Genomic DNA, 21,736 nt, shown 5'->3' with positions numbered 1-21,736 from the left:
CGGGGTTCTACCTTTCTGACGTGTCCGACGTGTCTGACGCGGACTGCTGCTCCACGAGCCGTTCCGCGACCGCGCGCCCGATGACCGCGGCGCTCTCGGCCCACAGCAGCCCTATGTGGTTGGCGGGGACCTCGATCCCGTCGATGCGGCCGGCGATGTACTGCTCCCAGGTCGTGCGCTTCGCGTCGAGCGACATCTGGGCCAGACCGCCCTCGGTGGCCAGGAACAGCAGCGCGTCACCGCCGAAGCGCCGGGGTGTGTGCAGCCGCTCCAACCCGATCATGTGCTGTTTCGTCCCCTCCATGTCGCGTGTGAACGCATCGGCCAGCGGCGCCCCCAGCTCCGGACCGCTGAGCACCACGCGCCCTTCGCGGTCCACCCCGGCGCCGTCCTCCTCGTGGGTGCTCTCCGCCTCCCGGTGTCCGCCGGGGAATCCGTCCAGCAGCGCCAGCAGCGAGACTTGTTGGCCCTGCTCCTCCAGCGCGGTGGCGACGGCCTGGGCGAGCACCGCGCCGAAGGACCAGCCGAGCAGCTGGTACGGCCCCTCGGGCTGCACCGCACGGATGCGCTCGACGTGACCGGCCACCATCGCGTCCATGCTGTCCGGCATCGCCCCGCGGCCGGCGAAGGCGGGCGTCTGGAGGCCGTAGACCGGGAGGTCCTCCGGAAGGTGCTGCAGGATGCCGGAGTAGCACCAGGCCAGGCCCGTGCTGTGGTGCAGGCAGAACAGCGGTGTGCGGGAGCCCCCGGGCCGCAGCGCCAGCAGCGCGTCGAGGTCGTCGCGCCGGCGTCCGGCACGTCGTGGTGCCGACAGGTCGGCGCCGCCGTCCTCCGCGGCGCGCGGCTCCACCAGTCCGTCGGAGGTCCACGCCGCACGCCGGCCGGTGCGCAGCATCAGGTCGCCACCGGGTCCGAAGGGGTCGGGCACGAAACTGCCCGCGGTACGGGCCGGCGCGCCGGCGTACACCCGGGCCAGGGACGGGCCCGCCACATACAGGTCGCCCGCCACCCCGGCCGGGACCGGCCGGAGCCAGGCGTCGAGGACGTAGGCGCGCGCGGTGCGGGGCAACGGGACGGCGGCCGGCGCCGGCTCACGGTCCGGCCGCTCCGTCGCGGGTACGACGGTGGTGTCCCCCACGTCCACGGTGCCGCCGCCGCGCAGCACGGCCACCATCCCGACGAGCAGTTCGGCGACGGGTGCGGCCGCGTCCAGACGCACCGCGCCGTCGGCCGATCCCGGCGCCGGGGAGGCCGCCTGACGATCGATCACCCGGCCGAGCAGGGACCGGTGATCCAGCATTTCGCCCACCAGGGTGCCGTCCGGTGCCTCCACGGGGAGTACGACCGCCGGTTGGGACGGCGACGGCGCCCGGACCGTGGCGGTGCGGCGCAGCCTGCTGTTCCCGGCCCGGATCGCGTCCTCCACCCGCAGTACCGGCACCGTCCCCGTCCCCGGCACGGCGGCGTCGCCGGACCGGACGAGCGCGGCCGGGCGCTCGCAGCCCAGTGCGGCGGCCGCCGCCAGCGGGCCCGCGGGGTCGTCCGGGTCCACGATCAGGCACACGGCACCGGACCTGAGCACCCCGAGCACGGCGACCGCCCAGCCGGTGCCGGGACGGGCCGCCACCACGACGACACCGCCCGCGCCCGCCCCGAGCCGGTCCAGCCGCGCGGCGAGCCGGCCCGCCGCCCGGTCCAGCGAGCGCCGGGTGAGGTGACCGTCCCGGTCGCGGACGGCCACGGCACGCGGATCGCGGGCCGCGGACTCGGCGAGTGCCGGGAGCACGGTGCCGTCCGGGACCCGGGCCGCGCCCAGGTTCCACTCCTCGGTCAGCCGCCGGAACTCCGCCGTACCGAGCAGGATGTCGATGCGGCTCAGGGTCAGTCCGGGATCTGCCGCCACCTGTTGGAGGACGTGGACGAGCCGCTTCGCGAGGCGGGCCGCGGTGGCCCGGTCGAACAGTTCCTCGGCGTAGTCCAGGGTGCCGTCGAGGCCGCCCGGTCCGCCGTCGTCCCGGTAGCGGTCGGTCAGCCGGAGCGACAGATCGAACCCGGACGCCGGGGCACCGAGGTCGACCGTCGAGGTGTTCAGGCCGGGGAATGCCGGGACGTCCCACTTCTCCGCGGTGTCCTCCCGTACGTCCAGGACGGTCTGGAACAGCGGATGCGGGGCGCCAGGCGCCTCGTCCGCGACGCCCAGGATCTCGGCGATGCGCGCGAACGGCACGTCGCCGCGTACGTCGGCCTCTCCTGCGGTCTCCCAGACGCGGCCGAGCAGTTCCCGGAACGTCGGGTCGCCCGAGATGTCGGTGCGCAGCGGCAGCAACCCGGCGAACGGGCCCATGGCGGCTTCGAGTTCACCGCCGGCCGCCGGCCGCTGCGTCACGGCGCCGATCGTCAGATCGGTACCCGCGCCCATCCGGGCGAGGAGCATCGCAAGGCCCGCGTGGACGACGGCCGCCGAGGTCGCGCCGAGTGGCCGGGCCTCGTCCATCAGGCGGGCGTGCGTCGCGGCCGGGACGCGCAGCGGCACCGAGCGGGCCCGGTGGTTCGGCCGGGCGGGCCGCGGCCGGTCCGTGGGGAGGACGGTCGCGGTCGGGGCGTCCGCCAGCATCTCCTTCCAGTACGAAATCTGGTTGCCGACCCCACTCCCCTCGGCGTCCGCCGCCGTCGCCTCTGCTTCCGCGTCTGCGAGTCGGCGGTTCTGCCACACCGCGTAGTCGGCGAACTGCAGGGGCAGGGGCGCGCGTTCCGTGGCACGGCCCTCGCGGCGCGCGCCGTACGCCACGGCGACGTCGCGTACGAGAGCGTCCCGGGACACGTCGTCGGCGCCGATCCGGTGGAGGACGAGGAGGAGGACGTAGTCCGTCTCGGAGAGCGCGAACAGGGTGGACACCCAAGGCGTTTCGCGTCCGAGGTCGAAGCGATGGTCGGCACGGGCGGCGAGGACGGCGGGAAGCTCCTCCTGGGTCGCCTCGACGAGCGGCAGGGCGGGAACGGCGGCGGGGTCGTCGGCGTCCAGGATCCGCTGGACCAGTCCGCCGTCAGGGGTCTCGGCGAAGACCGTATGCAGGATGTCGTGCCGTGCCGCCACGTCCGCCAGCGCTGCCCGCAGGGCGTCGTGGTCGAGTGCGCCGCGCAGGCGCAGGGCCACGGACGACTGTAGGGCCCGCGTCCGGGAGTTGGCCGCGGCGCGCCGCCAGTCGAGCCGCTGCCCGGCCGTCGCCGGCGCCACACCGCCCTCGTGCTCGACCGCGACCACCGGGGGCCGCTCCTTCAGGGCCAGGATGCGCGCCGCGCCGATCGGCGTCGGCTTGCTGAAGAACTGTTTCATGTCCAGCTCGACACCGGCCTCCGACCGGATCCGGCCCGCGAGGTGCATCGCCAGCGCGGAGTTGCCGCCCAGGTCGAAGAAGTTGCCGTCGGCGGCCACCCGGTCGATGCCCAGTACCTCGGCGAACAGGGCGCAGAGCAGTTCCTCCGTCTCGGTCCGGGGCCGGAGGCCCAAGGCGCCGTCGTCCAGCTCCGGGACGGGGAGAGCGCCGTGATCGACCTTGCCGTTGACGGTGAGGGGCAGGGCGTCGAGGACCACGACGGCGGAGGGGACCATGTAGTCCGGGAGACGCGTCGCGGCGTGCTCACGCACGCTCCCGGTCTCCACACTCCGCCCGCCCTCCGGGTCGGCCGGCAGGACGTAGGCGACGAGGCGCGGGTTGCCCGGCCGGTCCTCGCGGACCGTCGCGATGGCCGTCCTGACGTCCGGGTGGGCGGCGAGCACGGCTTCGACCTCGCCGAGTTCCACGCGGAACCCGCGGATCTTCACCTGGGTGTCCGCACGCCCCACGAAGGCCAGGTTGCCGTCACCGTCGGGCAGCCACCGGACCAGGTCACCCGTGCGGTACATCCGCTCGCCGGCACCGAACGGGCAGGCCACGAAGCGCTCCGCGGTCAGCTCGGGCCGGTTGACATAGCCCCGGGCCAGACCCGAACCGGCGATGTAGAGCTCCCCGGTGACACCCGCGGGCACGGGCCGCAGATACGCGTCCAGCACATAGGTGCGGACGTTGGGCAGCGGCCGACCGACGGCCGGGGGTGCGTCCTCGCCGGTGATGCCCTCCTCCAGCAGCACGGCGGTGGTGATGACGGTGGCCTCCGTCGGGCCGTAGGTGTTCCACAGACGGGCGCCCGCACGCCACCTCGCCGCCAGACCGGCCTCCAACCGCTCCGCACCCAGCACCCAATTCCCCACCCCCGCAACCGACGTCGGCTCCAGGGCACGCAACAGGGAGGGCACCACGCTCGCCACCTCGACCCCGGCCGCCTCGACCATGCGCGCCAGCGCCGCACCGTCCAGCCGCTCGTCGGGCGCGGCGATCGCCAACGCGCCCCCGGCGGCGAGAGTCACGGCCACGTCCAGCACCGCCGCGTCGAAGCTGAACGACGCGAACTGCAACGCTGTCACCGCGGGTTCCACTCCCAGGACGGGACGCATGACCGACGCCAGGTGCGCCACGGAGGCATGCGCGACCGCGACACCCTTCGGACGACCGGTGGACCCTGACGTGTAGATGACGTACGCCAGTTGATCGGAGCTGACGTCCGGCAGCTCACCCGAGTCGGTCCCCAACTCGCCCACCAGGGCCGTCTCCACGTCCGCCGACAACCGGTCCACGGTCTCCTCCGCGACCAGCACCAACTCCGCTCCACTGTCGGCCACCATGAACACCAGCCGGTCGGACGGATACTCCGGATCCAGCGGGACGTACGCCCCACCCGCCTTCCACACCGCCAGCATGGCCACGACCATCTCGGCCCCACGCGGCAGACACAGCCCCACCCGCGACTCACGCCCCACACCACGCGCAACCAGCCCGCGGGCCAACGCATCCGACCGCGCATCCACCTCCCCGTAGGACAAAGCCTGTTGCCGGAACCACAACGCAGTCGCATCCGGCGTCCGCACCGCCCACCCACGGAACCGCTCCACCACCATCGACGCGTCCACATCCCGCGCCGTACCGTTCCACTCCTCGACGACCGCGGACCGCTCAGCCTCGTCCAACACCTCGAAGGCGCTCAGGCGGACTTGGGGGTCGGACGCGGCCTGCTCCAGTACCCGCGCCAGTCGCTCGGCGAGACGGCGTACGGTCCGCTCGTCGAACAGGTCAGCGGAGTAGAGGATCCCGCCGCCGAGACCGGCCGGGGTGCCGCTGTCCGAGCGGCGCTCGTTCAGCGACAGGGAGAGATCGAAGCGGGCCGCGGGGGCCTGTGCCGGCGGAACCGCCTCGACGGTCAGGCCGTCGAGGTCCCACTGCGCCTCAGGCAGATTCTGCAGCGCCAGCATCACCTGGAACAACGGGTTGCGGGCCGCGGAGCGCGCAGGGTTCAGCTCGTCGACCAGCCGCTCGAACGGCACGTCCTGGTGCGCGTACGCCGACAGGTCCGACTCACGCACCCGCCGCAGTATCTCGGCGAACGACGGATCCCCCGCCAAGTCCGTCCGCAGGACCAGGGTGTTGACGAAGAACCCTGCCAGCTCCTCCAGTTGAGCGTCCGAGCGGCCGGCCACCGGTGTGCCGATGCAGACGTCCTCCCCGGCGCCCATCCGCGCCAGCAGCACCACCAGCGCGGCATGCACCACCATGAACATGGTCGCCCCGCTCCGGGCGGCCAACTCCGCCAACCGGGCATGCGTAGCCGCGTCCACCCCGACCGGCACCGAACCACTGCGGAACGAGGGCGTCGCCGGGCGCGGGCGGTCGAAGGGCAGCGCCGTCTCCTGCGGGGCCCCGCCCAGCGCCTGCCTCCAGTGCGCGATCTGACCGGCCCCCGCACTGTCCGGGTCGTCCAGCTCGCCCAGCACCTCCCGCTGCCACAGCGCGTAGTCCGCGTACTGGACCGGGAGGGGTTCCCACTCCGGCGGGCGGCCGCCGTGCCGGGCCCGGTACGCCGTCCTCAGGTCCCGCGCCAGGACGCCCATCGACCAGCCGTCGGAGGCGATGTGATGGGACACCAGCAGCAGGACCCACTCCTCCTCCGCGACCCTCAACAGGCTGGTCCGCCACGGCAGTTCGGCCCCGAGGTCGAATCCGCGCCCGGTCTCCTCCGCCATCGCCTCCCGCCAGCGCGCGCCGGCCTCGATCACCCGAAGCCGGGGGCGGCCCTCGGCCCCCTCGCGGATCTCCTGGTACGGCACTCCCTCCACGTCGGGGAAGACCGTACGGAGGCTCTCGTGCCGGTCCGCCACGTCGCCGAGCGCCGCCTCCAGCGCCGCCACGTCCGGTTGGCCCCACAGCCGCAGGGCGAACGGCTGGTTGTAGGCGGCGGCCCCCTCACCGTCGCCGTCGGCGCCTTCGATCAGGTTGAGGAACCACATCCGCTGCTGCGCGAAGGACAGCGGCACCCGCTCCGGACGTTCCCGGCGGCGCAGCGGCGCGCCGGCGGCCGCCCCGGCCCGGTCGACCAGGCGTGCCACCCCGGCCACCGTCGGATCCGCGAACACCTCACGGACCCCCACCGACACATCCAGCTCCGCCCGCACCCGCGCGATCAACCGCATCACCAGCAGCGAGTCGCCGCCCAGTGCGAAGAAACTCTCCTCCGCCCCGACCTCCTCCACCCCGAGCAACTCCGCGAACAGGGCGCACAACGCCTCCTCCGCAGGCGTCTCCGGACCCCGGGAACCGCCCGCTCCGAGGTCGGGAGCGGGCAGGGCGGAGCGGTCGACCTTGCCGTTGACGGTCAACGGGAAGGCGTCGAGTACGACGACTGCCGACGGGACCATGTACTCGGGCAGGCGGGTGGCGGCGAAAGCCCGTAGCGTTTCGGCGTCCGCGTCCCCGACGACGTATCCGATCAGCCGTCCGTCGCGGGCCAGCGCCACGGCCCGCTCGACCTGTGCATGGGCGGCCAACACCGTCTCGACCTCGCCGAGTTCCACCCGGAACCCACGGATCTTCACCTGCGCATCCGCACGCCCCACGAACTCCAGCTGCCCGTCCGAAGTCCAGCGGGCCAGGTCACCGGTGCGATACATCCGCCCCGCACCGTCACCGAAAGGACAGGCCACAAACCGTTCCGCCGTCAGGTCGGAGCGGCCGACGTAGCCACGGGCCAGACCCTCCCCCGCGATGTACAACTCCCCCGCCACACCCACCGGAACAGGCCGCAGAAACGCATCCAGCACGTAGGTACGGACATTCGGCAACGGTCGGCCAATCGGCGGTGGCGCGTCCTCACCCGTGATGCCCTCCTCCAACAGGACGGCAGTGGTGATGACGGTGGCCTCCGTCGGGCCGTAGGTGTTCCACACGCGGGCGCCTTCACGCCACCTCGCCGCGAGACCGGCCTCGAGCCGCTCCGCGCCCAAGACCCAATTGCCCACTCCTGACACCGACTTCGGCTCCAGAGCCCCCAGCAACGACGGCACCACACTCGCCGTGACCACACCGGCCGCCTCGACCATCGCGGCGAGAGCGGACGGATCTTGCCGCTCCTCCGTCGTGGTGATCGCCAGCGTGCCCCCGCCGGCGAGGGTCACGGCCACGTCCAGCACCGCCGCATCGAAACTGAACGACGCGAACTGCAACGCCGTAAACCCCGGTCCCACACCGAGGACAGGGCCCATCGCCGAGGCGAGGTTGGCCACGGAGGCATGCTCCACCGCCACACCCTTCGGACGCCCCGACGACCCCGACGTATAGATGACGTACGCCAGTTGATCAGACGCGACGTCCGGCAGCACCCCCGAGCCGGTCCCCAACTCGCCCAGCAGCACCGTCTCCACATCCGCCGACAACCGGTCCACGGTCTCCTCCGCGACCAGCACCAACTCCGCACCACTGTCGGCCACCATGAACAACAACCGATCGGACGGATACTCCGGATCCAGCGGAACGTACGCCCCACCCGCCTTCCACACCGCCAGCATGGCCACGACCATCTCGGCCCCACGCGGCAGACACAAACCCACCCGCGACTCACGACCCACCCCACGGGCAACCAGACCCCGCGCCAACGCATCCGACCGCGCATCCAACTCGCCGTAGGACAAGGCGTGTTGTCGGGACCACAACGCGGTCGCATCCGGCGTCCGCGCCACCCACCCACGGAACCGCTGAAGCACCGTCGACGCGTCCACCTCCTGTGCGGTGGCGTTCCACTCCTCGACGACCGCGGTCCGCTCAGCCTCGTCCAGCAACTCGATGTCGCTCAGCCGCCGTTGCGGATCGGCCGCCATCTGCTCCAGCACCCTCACCAGCGAGGCCAGCACGCTTTCGGCACGGGCCCCGTCGAAGAGGTCGGGGCGGTAGTCGAGGTGCAGTTCCATCCGCTCGCCAGGGATGACGATCAGCCCCAGTGGATGGTGGCTGGCGTCCTGAGGTGCACCGCCCGGCCCGATGACGAGTGTGTCCGGGTCGTACGGTGCCGGAGCGGCGGAGTGCGGGTAGTTCTCGTAGACGACGAGCGTGTCGAACTCGGCGCCTGGTCCCGCAAGTTGCTTGATCTCGGCCAGCCCGAGGTACTGGTGGCCCATCAGGTTCACTTGCCGGTGCTGGAGTTCGGACAGCAGGTCGGCAACCGACAGATCACCGGCCAACTGGGCGCGCACCGGGAGGGTGTTGATGAACAACCCGATCAACGACTCCGCACCCGGCAGATCCGCCGGCCGCCCGGCAACCGTCGTCCCGAACACCACGTCCTGCCGTCCGGACAGGCGGGCCAGCACCAGAGCCCACGCACCCTGGACCACCGTGGCCATGGTGACGTCACCCTGACGGGCCACGTCGTTCAGCGCCCGCGTCAACTCCGCATCGCACTCGACGAGGACCGTCTCGGGCCGCAGTGGCAGCCGGGCCGGGTTCGCCGGCATGACCAGGGTCGGTTCCTCCGCCCCGGCCAGTTCCTCCCGCCACGCGGCACGCGCCGCGTCCCGGTCCTGACGGCCGAGCCAGGCCAGGTAGTCGCGGTACGACCTGATCGGAGGCAGCGCCCCAGCATTCCCGCCCGCCCGGTACACCACCTCCAGTTCGTTCACCAGGATGGGCAACGACCAGCCGTCGAGCACGATGTGGTGGGTCGTCAGCACCAGTCGGTGACGCCGTTCGCCCAGGCGGAGCAGCAGCAGCCGCAGCAACGGACCCCGCGCGACATCGAAGCCGTCCGCGAGTTCGGCCCCGGACAACCGGGCCGCCTCGGCCTCCGCATCGGCCTCGGGCAGGCTGCTCAGATCGATCTCACGCCACGGCAGCTCCACCTCCCGCGCGATGACCTGCACCGCCTCACCCGACTTGCGCCGGCGAAAGCTGGCCCGCAAGGTCCCATGGCGGGCGATCAGGCCCTCCCAGGAGCGGCGGAGACGGTCGACGTCGAGCGGTCCGTCGAGGGCCAGGGCCCGTTGGCCCGCATACACGTCCAAGGCCTCGTCCCCGAAGGACGCGTGGAACAGCAGCCCCTCCTGAAGCGGCGACAGCGGCCATATGTCTTCGATGGCGGTCCGGGTCCGGGTCATCGCGTGCGTCTCCTCACAGCGGTTCGCAACTTCGGTTCGGCGGCAGGGACAGAGCGGTGGGGCGGGTGGCGCGGACGGAGCTGTGGGGGTTGGTCGGCAGTGAGCGGTGGTCGGGGGACGGAGGCCGAGGGTCAGGGGACGGTGGTCGAGGGTCGGGGGACGGAGGCCGAGGGTCAGTGGCCGGAAATCAGAGGTGGTCGTCGGCGAAATCGGCCTCCAGGTCGTCGACTTCGTCCTGGTCGAGATCGAGGAGTGAGAAGTCGGAGGGCGTGTGGCCGCCGGCCGACGGGTCGGCGGTGTGCGCGGCGAGGCCGTTCAGCAGCCCGAGCCAGGCCTGCCCCAACTCCTGTACGTCGGTCTCGTCCAGGAGCGCCGCGGGCCAGCTCAGGGTGAGCGTCAGCTCCGGACCACTCGCGGTGTCCGCCACCACGGCACCCACGTCGAGCGCATGCGGCACCGGCATCCCCGGATCGGCAGCGCCACCGACGGCCGTGTCCCCGGCCGACTGCCACGGCTCGACCGAACTCGCCCCGGCACCACCGGCGGCCGCGAACCGGCCCAGGTAGTTGAACCCGACCTGCGGCACCGGCAGGGCCTCCAACGCCGACGCCGTCTCCGGGTTCAGGTGACGCAGCAGGCCATGGCCCAACCCGTCCCCGGGCACCGCCTGCACCTGCTCCTTCACCCGCTTCACCAGCGCACCAGCCGCCGCACCACCTTCCGTAGCCTCCGTCAGGTCCACACCGGAGGCGTCCAGCCGTACCGGATAGGCCGCGGTGAACCAGCCCACCGTCCGCGACAGATCCATGCCCTCCGACAACGGCTCACGGCCATGCCCCTCGACCTCCACCAGGAACCCACCCGCCTCAGCCCCGAAGCTCGGCCGCCACCCCGCCACCGCACCGGCCAGCGTCGCCAGCAACACCTCATGCAGGCCGCAGTGGAACACCCCCGGCACCTCACCGACGAGCACCGCGGACTCACCCACCGGAACCGACCAAGAACAACGCCGCAAGGACGCAACCGTGTCGACGGCCGGGTCCAGCGCGCGACGGCCGACCAGCGGCTCATCGGCGGTGCCCACCAGCTCAACCCACTTGGCCAGTTCCTCGACCCGCTGCGGGTCTTCCGCCGACTGCTCCAACTCCCGAACCCAGGTACGGAAGGAGGTCGGCGCCGGTTCGAGGACCGGTCGCCGGCCAACGGCCGCCGCCTCGCACGCGGTTCCCAGATCCTGCGCCAGGACGCGCCACGACACCCCGTCGACCGCCAGATGATGAGCCGCCAGCACAATCCGACCGATCCGGCCCGGCCCGGCGTCCACCCACACCACCTGCAACATCACACCCGCCACCGGATCCAACCGCGCCACCGCCTCCCGAGCGGCGTCCACCGCCACCCGGTCCAACTCGCCCTCAGCAGCCCCTGCGGCATCCACCCGGACCACCAGCCCGGACGCGTCGATCTCACCTGCCTCCGGAACCATCAGCGTCCGAAGGTCGCTCCCGGTCCGGGCCCGTAGCATCCCGTGTGCCCGCAGCAGCGCCTCCACGCCTGACGCCAGCACATCCGCGCCCAGCCCGGCCGGCGCACCGAGCACCGTCCACTGCGCGAACTCGCCCCGCAGCGCGTGTGCGCCCATCGACCGCATCGCCGGGGTCCACGGCACCTCACCGACACCCGTCTCCGCCCTCTGCCCAGCCGCCCCACCGGACACCGCGACCGCCACCAGCGCCAACCGTTCCGGCGTCTTCTCCTCGAACACCTGCCGCGGCGAAACGGTCCACCCCGCGGCACGGGCTCGGGAAGCGAGCTGCATCGACATGATCGAATCGCCGCCCAACTCGAAGAACCCGTCCCCGACCCCGACCTCCTGCAGCCCCAACACCTCGGCGAACAGGGCGCAGAACACCTTTTCGGCAGGCGTCTCCGGAGCCCGACCCGCACTCACCGCAGCTTCCGGCGTCGGCAGGGCGGAGCGGTCGATCTTGCCGTTGACGGTCAACGGGAAGGCGTCGAGTACGACGACTGCCGACGGGACCATGTACTCGGGCAGGCGGGTGGCGGCGAAAGCCCGTAGCGTTTCGGCGTCCGCGGCCCCGACGACGTATCCGATCAGCCGTCCCTCGCGGGCCAGCACCACGGCCCGCTCCACCTGCGGGTGCGCGGCAAGGACGGCCTCGACCTCGCCGAGTTCCACCCGGAACCCACGGATCTTCACCTGCGCATCCGCACGCCCCACGAACTCCAGCTGCCCGTCCGAAGTCCAGCGCGCAAGGTCACCGGTGCGATACATCCGCCCCGCACCGTCACCGAAAGGACAGGCCACAAACCGTTCCGCCGTCAGGTCGGAGCGGCCGACGTAGCCACGGGCCAGACCCTCCCCCGCGATGTACAACTCCCCCGCCACACCCACCGGAACAGGCCGCAAGAACGCATCCAGCACGTAGGTACGGACATTCGGCAACGGTCGGCCAATCGGCGGTGGCGCGTCCTCACCCGTGATGCCCTCCTCCAACAGGACAGCGGTGGTGATGACGGTGGCCTCCGTCGGACCGTAGGTGTTCCACACCCGCGCGCCCGCACGCCACCTCGCCGCCAGACCCGCCTCCAACCTCTCCGCGCCCAGCACCCAGTTCCGCACCCCGGCAACCGACTTCGGCTCCAGGGCGCCCAGCAACGACGGCACCACACTCGCGCTGTCGACACCGTTGAAGTCGATCATCGCGGCGAGGGCAGAGCCGTCCTGCCTCTCTTCGGACGTGGCGATCGCCAGCGTGCCCCCGCCGGCGAGGGTCACGGCCACGTCCAGCACCGCCGCGTCGAAACTGAACGACGCGAACTGCAACGCCGTAAGCCCCGGTCCCACACCGAGGACGGGGCCCATCGCCGAGGCGAGGTTGGCCACGGCGGCATGCTCCACCGCCACACCCTTCGGACGCCCCGACGACCCCGACGTGTAGATGACGTACGCCAGTTGATCAGAGGCGACGTCCGGCAGCACCCCCGAGCCGGTCCCCAACTCGCCCAGCAGCACCGTCTCCACATCCGCCGACAACCGGTCCACGGTCTCCCCCGCGACCAGCACCAACTCCGCACCACTGTCGGCCACCATGAACAACAACCGATCGGACGGATACTCCGGATCCAGCGGAACGTACGCCCCACCCGCCTTCCACACCGCCAGAATCGCCGTCACCATCTCGGCCCCACGCGGCAGACACAAACCCACCCGCGACTCACGACCCACCCCACGGGCAACCAGACCCCGCGCCAACGCATCCGACCGCGCATCCAACTCGCCATAGGACAGCGGTCGGTCGCTGAACCACAACGCCGCCGTGTCCGGCGTGCCGACGGCCCAACCGCGGAACCGTTCCAGCACCGTGCCGGGAACTCCGTCCCGCGCCGTGGCGTTCCACTCCTCGACGACTACGGACCGCTCGGGCCCGTCGAGGAGATCGATGTCGCCCACCCGTAGCGTCGGCTCGTCCGCCACCTGTTCCAGCACCCGTATCAGCCATCCGGCGACGCGGGCCGCCGCCTCCTCGTCGAAGAGGTCCGGCCTATGTGTCATCACGATCCGGAGTCCGACGTCGGGGACGATGCCGACGGTCAGCGGGAAGTTGGTGGCCTCGTGCGCATCCATCCGGGTGAAGGAGATGGTGCCGGGCGCGGGCGCCCCGTCGGGCGGGGTCGGGTAGTTCTCGTAGACCACGAGGGTGTCGAACGTCGCGCCCGGCCCGACCAGCCCCTGCACCTCGCTCAGGCCCAGATGCTGATGCGGCATCAGCGACGACTGCCGCGCCTGCAGGTCCGCGAGCATGTCCAGCACCGGTTGTCCGCCGGCCAGTGGCACCCGTACCGGCAGCGTGTTGATCATCAGGCCGACCATGGACTCGGCACCGGGCAGATCCGCCGGCCGCCCCGACACCGTCGCGCCGAACACCACGTCGTTCCGTCCGGTCAACCGGGACAGGACCAGCGCCCATGCGCCCTGCACGACCGAGTTCAGCGTGAGGTTCCGGCCGCGGGCCAACTCCCGCAGCCGCGTGGTGGTCTCCTCGGGGAGATCCAGGACGAGGTCCCGCGGCAGCACTGAGACCTCGGCCCCGCCTGCCGCCTGGGGTGCGACCAGGGTCGGTTCCTCCGCCCCGGCCAGTTCCTCCCGCCACGCGGCGCGCGCCGCCTCCCGGTCCTGACGGCCGAGCCACGACAGGTAGTCGCGGTAGGAGGTGACCGGGGGCAGTACCCGGATGTCACCACCCGCCGTGTACATCGCCTCCAGCTCGTCGAGGAGCACCGGCATCGACCAGCCGTCCAGCAGGATGTGATGGGTCGTCACGACGAGGCGGTGGCGGGCTTCCCCGAGCCGGGCCAGCAGCAGCCGGAGCAAGGGCGGGGAGGCGGGGTTCATCCTGTCCTCCCGCTCTTCGCGGGCCAGCCGCTCGAACCGGGTCAGGGCCTCCTCCTCGCCGAGGTCCGACAGGTCGACGTCGCCCCAAGGGAGCACAACACTCCGCGAGATCAGCTGCACCGCCTCCCCGGACCTGCGCCGTTGGAAGCTGGCGCGCAGGACGGCATGGCGCTCGATCAGAGCCTCCCAGCACGCGCGGAAAAGCTCGGTGTCCAGGGGGCCGTCCACGCCGAGGACGCACTGGAGGCCGTAGACGTCCGGTCCCTCGTCGTCGTACGAGGAGTGGAAGAGCATCCCTTGCTGGAGGGGCGAGAGCGGCCACACCTCCGCGAGAGCGGATCCCTTGGCGTGCGTCGAGAGGGGCTTCGGGGGCTTCACAGGAACCGTCCTTCGTCGAGTTCGGCAGCTATGGCTTCGAGGTCGTCGACTTCGTCCTGGTCGAGATCGAGGAGTGAGAAGTCGGAGGGGGTGTGACCGCCGGCCTGGGGACCGGCGGTGTGCGCGGCGAGGCCGTTCAGCAGCCCGAGCCAGGCCCGGCCCAACTCCTCCACGTCGGTTTCGTCCAGGAGCGCGGCGGGCCAGCTCAGGGTGAGCGTCAGCTCCGGGCCACTCGCGGTATCCGCGACCACGGCGCCCGCAGCGAGCGCGTGCAGCACCGGCATCCCCGGATCGGCAGCGCCTCCCACGGCCGTGTCCCCGGCCGTCTGCCAGGGCATCACCACGTCCGACCCGGCACCGGCGGCCGCGAACCGGCCCAGGTAGTTGAACCCGACCTGCGGCACCGGCAGACCCTCCAACACCGGCCCTGTCTCCGGGTTCAGGTGACGCAGCAGGCCATGGCCGAGCCCGTCCCCGGGCACCGCCTGCACCTGCTCCTTCACCCGCTTCACCAGGGCTCCGGCCGCCGCACCACCTTCCGTAGCCTCCGTCAGGTCCACACCGGAGGCGTCCAGCCGTACCGGATAGGCCGCGGTGAACCAGCCCACCGTCCGCGACAGGTCCATGCCCTCCGACAACGGCTCACGCCCGTGGCCCTCGACCTCCACCAGGAGCCCGTCGGAGCCGATGGCGGCACCGGTCCCTGGGTTCGGGCGGCAGTGCGTCACCGCACCGGCCAGCGTGGCCAACAGCAGTTCGTGCAGCCCGCAGTGGAACACCCGCGGTGTCTCGCCTACGAGCACCGCTGCCTCCTCCGTCGGTAGCGACCAGGACAGCAGGCGCAGGGTGGACGTCGTGTCGACGGTGGGGTCCAGCGGACGGCGGCCGATCAGCGGTTCCCCGCCGCCGGCCGTCCCGGCGACCATGTCGACCCAGGCGTCCAGCTCGCCCACCCGCGCCGGACTCTGTGCGGCCCGCCGCAGACCCTCCGCCCAGGCACGGAAGGAAGTCCCCGCCGACTCCAACTCCGGCGGCTCTCCCGCGGCCGCTGCTTCGCACGCGTTCTGCAGGTCGGGAACCAGGACGCGCCACGACACCCCGTCGACCGCCAGGTGATGAGCCGCCAGCACAATCCGACCGACCCGCTCCGGCCCGGCATCCACCCACACCACCTGCACCATCACACCCGCCGCCGGATCCAGCCGCGTCACCGCCTCCCGAGCGGCATCCACCGCCACCCGGTCCAGCCCACCCTCAGCCAGGCCTACGGCATCGACCCGAGCCACCAGCCCGGACACATCGACCTCACCCACCTCCGGAACCATCAGCGTCCGCAGGTCGCTCCCGGCCCGGGCCCGCAGCATCCCGTGGGTCCGCAGCAGCACCTCCACGCCTGACGCCAGTGCGTCCACGCCGAGCCCGGCCGGCGCGCCGATCACCGTCCACTGCGCGAAACCGGGCCGCAGCACGTCCTCGCCCATCGACCTCATCAACGGCGTCCACGGCACCTCACCGACACCCGAGTCCCCAGCCCCCGCGAAGGCCTCCTCGGTCCCGGCCGCCACCAGCGCCAGCCGCTCCGGGGTCTTCTCCTCGAAGATCTGGCGAGGCGTCACCACCCAACCCGAACGACGAGCCCGCGAGGCGAGCTGCATCGACATGATCGAATCGCCGCCCAGCTCGAAGAAGCTGTCCCCCACCCCGATCACGCCCGACTCCAGGCCCAGCACCTCCGCGAACAAACCGCACAACGCTTCCTCGGCCGCCGTGCCAGGCCGTCGTGCCGAGCCCGAACCACCGAACTCCGGGTCGGGAAGAGCAGCCCGGTCCACCTTGCCGTTCACCGTCAACGGGAACGCGTCGAGCACCACCACCGCCGCCGGAACCATGTACTCCGGCAGCCGCGAGGAGGCGAAGACCCGCAGAGCGTCGGCATCCACCTCGTGGCCGACTGCGTAGCCCACCAGGCGCCCCTCACGGACCATCACGACGGCATGGTCGACCAGGAGGTGCGCCTCCAACGCCGCCTCCACCTCGCCGAGTTCGATACGGAAGCCGCGGATCTTCACCTGCTCGTCCGCGCGCCCCACGAACTCCATTTGGCCCTCGGCGGTCCAGCGGATCAGGTCGCCGGTGCGGTACATCCGCTCGCCCTCACCGAAGGGGGCGGCCACGAACCGCTCCGCCGTCAGGTCCGGGCGCCCGGAGTAGCCGCGCGCCAGACCGGGCCCGGACACATACAGCTCACCCGCCACACCGACCGGCACCGGCTGGAGGAACTCGTCGAGCACGAACGTCCGCGCGTTCCGCAGTGGACGGCCGATCGGAACGCTTCCCCCGGATCCGTCTCCGGGGGTGAGGGGCAGGCTCATCGCCGCACACACGGTCACCTCGGTCGGACCATACGCATTCACCATCCGCCGACCCACCGACCACCGATCCACCAACCCCGGCGGACACGCCTCACCCGCCACCACCAACGTCTCCAACACCTCCGGCAGCACCTCCTCCACCGCCAACACACCAGGCGGAACCGTCACATGAGTCGCCCCCACCCGACCGACGGCCTCACCCAACGACACCCTCGGCGGAAGCCCCTCAGCCCCGGCCACCACCAGCACCGCACCCGACACCAACGCCATACACAGCTCCGACACCGCCGCATCAAAACTCAACGACGCGAACTGCAACACCCGCGCCCTCCCACCCACCGCGAACCGATCGATCTGCGCCCACGCCAGATTCGCCAACCCCGCATGCGAGACAACAACCCCCTTCGGCCGCCCCGTCGAACCCGAGGTATGGATGACATACGCCGCATTCGCCACCCCCAACGGCACAATCCGCTCCGCATCCACCACCCGACCCGGCACACAACCGGCCACAGCCGTCACGGTCTCCGGATCGTCCAGGACGACCACCCGCCCTCGGGCTCCTTCCGGCAGCACGGACCAAGTGGCGTGCGTGCACAGCACCGCGACCGGATCGGCGTCCTCCAGCACCAGAGCGAGCCGGTCCGCAGGGTGCGCGGGGTCCAGCGGGACGAAGGCCCCGCCCGCCATCGAGACCGCCAGCAACGCCACCACCGTGCCCACCGACCGCTCAGCCACCACAGCGACCCGCCGCTCCGGACCCACCCCCGCAGCAATCAGATACCGCGCCAGCCGACCCGCCTCAGCCTCCAACTCCGCATACGTCAGCCGGTATTCACCCGACTCAAGAGCCGGCGCATCCGGCGTCCGCCGCACCTGCTCCGCAAGCAGCTCAGGCAGCGTCCCGCAAGGCACCTCGGGAGACACGTCCTGCCAGTCCCGCGTCAGACGCTCCAACCGCACCCCGTCCAACAACCCGAGCCGCCCCAGAGGCATCTCCGGATCGGCCGCGAACTGCTCCAACACCCGCACCAACGCCGCCAACACCTCATCAGCCTGCCCCCGGTCGAACAGGTCCGGCCGATGATCCAGCTGCAACTCCATCCGCTCACCCGGCGCGACGATCAACCCCAACGGATAGTGACTGGCGTCGTGGGGGATGCCGCCCGGCCGGATGGTGAGGGCATCGGGGCCGCCCTGCGCGGCCGCGGCCGAATGCGGATAGTTCTCGTAGACGACGAGTGTGTCGAATTCCGCGCCCTGTCCGGCAAGTTGCTTGATCTCCGCCAGCCCGAGGTACTGATGACCCATCAGGTTCACCTGTCGGGCCTGGAGCTCGGACAGCAGGTCGGCCACCGACAGGTCACCGGCCAACTCGGCCCGTACCGGCAGGGTGTTGATGAACAGCCCGATCAACGACTCCGCACCCGGCAGATCCGCCGGCCGCCCGGCAACCGTCGTCCCGAACACCACGTCCCGGCGCCCCGACAGACGAGCCAGCACCAGAGCCCACGCACCCTGCACCACCGTCGCCATGGTGAACCCGCGCTCCCGCGTCAGCTCCTCCAGCGCCCGTGTCAGCCCGGCGCCGCACTCGACACGCACCGCTTCCGGCCGCATCGGCAACCGAGCCGGATCCACCGGAGCAACCAGCGTCGGCTCCTCCGCCCCCGCCAACTCCTCCCGCCACGCAACCCGCGCAGCCTCCCGATCCTGACGGCCGAGCCACGACAGGTAATCCCGGAACGACCGCACCGCAGGCAACGCCCCGGCATCCCCGCCCGCGGCGTACGCCGCCGAGAGTTCATCGATCATCACGGACAACGACCAGCCGTCAACGACGCTGTGATGCGACGTCATCACCAACCGGTGGCGCCGCTCGCCGAGACGAAGCAGCAACAGCCTCAGCAGCGGACCCCGCGCGAGATCAAAGCCGGCCGACAACTCCTCCCCGGACAACCGGGCCGCCTCAGCCTCCGCATCAGCCTCGGGCAGACCGCTCAAGTCGACCTCCCGCCACGGAAGTTCCACCTCCCGCGCGACGACCTGCACCGCCTCACCCGACGCCAGTCGATGGAACCCCGCACGCAAAATCGCATGCCGCCCCACCACCACATCCCACGACGCCCGTAGCCGACCAGCGTCCAAGGGCCCGTCCAGAGCGAGCGCACGCTGACCGGCATACACATCCGCCCCAGCGCCGTCGTCGAGAGACGCGTGGAAAAGCAGCCCTTCCTGGAGCGGGGACAGCGGCCACACATCCTCCAGACCGGACACCGCCGACTCCAGCTCCCCCACACCCTCCTGGGAGAGGGAAACCAGCGGGAAGTCGGAGGGGGTGTGACCGCCGGCCTGGGGACCGGCGGTGTGCGCGGCGAGGCCGTTCAGCAGCCCGAGCCAGGCCCGGCCCAACTCCTCCACGTCGGTTTCGTCCAGGAGCGCCGCGGGCCAGCTCAGGGTGAGCGTCAGCTCCGGGCCGCTCGCCGTATCCGCGACCACGGCGCCCGCAGCGAGCGCGTGCAGCACCGGCATCCCCGGATCGGCAGCGCCACCGACGGCCGTGTCCCCGGCCGACTGCCAGGGCACCACCACGTCCGACCCGGCACCGGCGGCCGCGAACCGGCCCAGGTAGTTGAACCCGACCTGCGGCACCGGCAGGGCCTCCAACACCGGCCCTGTCTCCGGGTTCAGGTGACGCAACAGGCCATGGCCCAACCCGTCCCCGGGCACCGCCCGTACCTGCTCCTTCACTCGCTTGAGCAGGTCGCCGGCCGCCGCACCACCGGCCGTGGCCTCCGCCAGATCCACGCCGAAGGCATCAAGACGGACCGGGTGGGCCGCGGTGAACCAGCCCACCGTCCGCGACAGGTCCATGCCCTCCGACAACGGCTCACGCCCGTGGCCCTCGACCTCCACCAGGAACCCACCCGGCACAGCCGACCACGTACGCCGGCCCGCCACCGCACCGGCCAACGTCGCCAACAACACCTCGTGCAACCCGCAGTGGAAAACTCCCGGCACGTCACCGACGAGCACCGCGGCCTCACCCACCGGCACCGACCAAGTACGGTGGCGCAGCGTCGCGACCGTGTCGGTCACCGGGTCCAGCGGACGGTGGCCGATCAGCGGTTCCCCGCCGCCGGCCGTCCCGGCGACCATGTCGACCCAGGCGTCCAGCTCGCCCACCCGCGCCGGACTCTGTGCGGCCCGCCGCAGACCCTCCGCCCAGGCACGGAACGAAGTCGGCGCCTGTGCGAGGTCCGGCCGCCGGCCCGCGGCCGCTGCCTCGCACGCGTTCTGCAGGTCGGGGACCAGGACCCGCCACGACACCCCGTCGACCGCCAGATGATGAGCCGCCAGCACAATCCGACCGACCCGCTCCGGCCCGGCATCCACCCACACCACCTGCACCATCACCCCGGCCGCCGGATCCAGCCGCGCCACCGCCTCCCGAGCGGCATCCACCGCCACCCGGTCCAGCCCACCCTCAGCCAGGCCTACGGCATCGACCCGAGCCACCAGCCCGGACACATCGACCTCACCCACCTCCGGAACCATCAGCGTCCGAAGGCCGCTCCAGGTCCGGGCCCGCAGCATCCCGTGGGTCCGCAGCAGCACCTCCACGCCTGACGCCAGTGCGTCCACGCCGAGCCCGGCCGGCGCGCCGATCACCGTCCACTGCGCGAAACCGGGCCGCAGCACGTCCTCGCCCATCGACCTCATCAACGGCGTCCACGGCACCTCACCGACACCCGAGTCCCCAGCCCCCGCGAAGGCCTCCTCGGTCCCGGCCGCCACCAGCGCCAGCCGCTCCGGGGTCTTCTCCTCGAAGATCTGCCGGGGTGTCACCACCCAACCCGAACGACGAGCCCGCGAGGCGAGCTGCATCGACATGATCGAATCGCCGCCCAGCTCGAAGAAGCTGTCCCCCACCCCGATCACGCCCGACTCCAGGCCCAGCACCTCCGCGAACAAACCGCACAGCGCTTCCTCGGCCGCCGTGCCAGGCCGTCGTGCCGAGCCCGAACCACCGAACTCCGGGTCGGGAAGAGCAGCCCGGTCCACCTTGCCGTTCACCGTCAACGGGAACGCGTCGAGCACCACCACCGCCGCCGGAACCATGTACTCCGGCAGCCGCGCAGCGACGAACTCCCGCAGTTCGCCTGCCTCCACTCCGCCCACCACATGGGCGACGAGCCTGCCGTCCCGTACCGTCACGACGGCCTGCGCGACCTCCGGGTGGTCGTCGAGGACGGCTTCCACCTCGCCCAGTTCGATACGGAAGCCGCGGATCTTCACCTGCTCGTCCGCGCGCCCCACGAACGTCAGTTGACCTTCGGGAAGCCAGCGCACCAGGTCGCCGGTGCGGTACATGCGCACTCCGGCGTCGAACGGATCGGCCACGAACCGCTCCGCCGTCAGGTCCGGGCGCCCGGAGTAGCCGCGCGCCAGACCGGGCCCGGACACATACAGCTCACCCGCCACACCGACCGGCACCGGCTGGAGGAACTGGTCCAGGACATAGGCCCGCATGTTCGCCGTCGGCCGCCCGATCGGCACACCGTCGGTGTCGCCCGCGCCCGTCCTGGATCCGTCTCCGGGGGTGAGGGGCAGGCTCATCGCCGCACACACGGTCACCTCGGTCGGACCATACGCATTCACCATCCGCCGACCCACCGACCACCGGTCCACCAACCCCGGCGGACACGCCTCACCCGCCACCACCAACGTCTCCAACACCTCCGGCAACACCTCCTCCACCGCCAACACACCAGGCGGAACCGTCACATGAGTCGCCCCCACCCGACCGACGGCCTCACCCAACGACACCCTCGGCGGAAGCCCCTCAGCCCCGGCCACCACCAGCACCGCACCCGACACCAACGCCATACACAGCTCCGACACCGCCGCATCAAAACTCAACGACGCGAACTGCAACACCCGCGCCCTCCCACCCACCGCAAACCGATCGATCTGCGCCCACGCCAGATTCGCCAACCCCGCATGCGAGACAACAACCCCCTTCGGCCGCCCCGTCGAACCCGAGGTATGGATGAC

3 protein-coding genes are annotated in these 21,736 nt (G+C 71.7%); all 3 read right to left on the bottom strand.

Going from position 1 to position 21,736, the window contains the following annotated elements:
• Nucleotides 1–7: 7 nt before the first annotated feature.
• Complete coding sequence (locus ACIPSJ_RS31130; RefSeq protein ID WP_401350998.1) at nucleotides 8–9,511, bottom strand: amino acid adenylation domain-containing protein; 9,504 nt, start codon at nucleotides 9,509–9,511, stop codon at nucleotides 8–10.
• 187 nt (nucleotides 9,512–9,698) lie between these two features.
• A complete protein-coding gene (locus tag ACIPSJ_RS31125) occupies nucleotides 9,699–14,252 on the bottom strand; it encodes an amino acid adenylation domain-containing protein (protein WP_401351541.1) in 4,554 nt (1,517 codons plus the stop codon).
• Between the two features lie 50 nt (nucleotides 14,253–14,302).
• Nucleotides 14,303–21,736, bottom strand: a 7,434-nt coding sequence (locus tag ACIPSJ_RS31120) for an amino acid adenylation domain-containing protein (protein WP_401350996.1), incomplete at its 5' end; no start/stop codon positions are given.

The sequence above is a fragment of the Streptomyces sp. NPDC090088 genome (genome assembly GCF_044747345.1).
Classification (GTDB): domain Bacteria; phylum Actinomycetota; class Actinomycetes; order Streptomycetales; family Streptomycetaceae; genus Streptomyces.
This window is presented reverse-complemented; position numbering and strand designations above follow the sequence as displayed.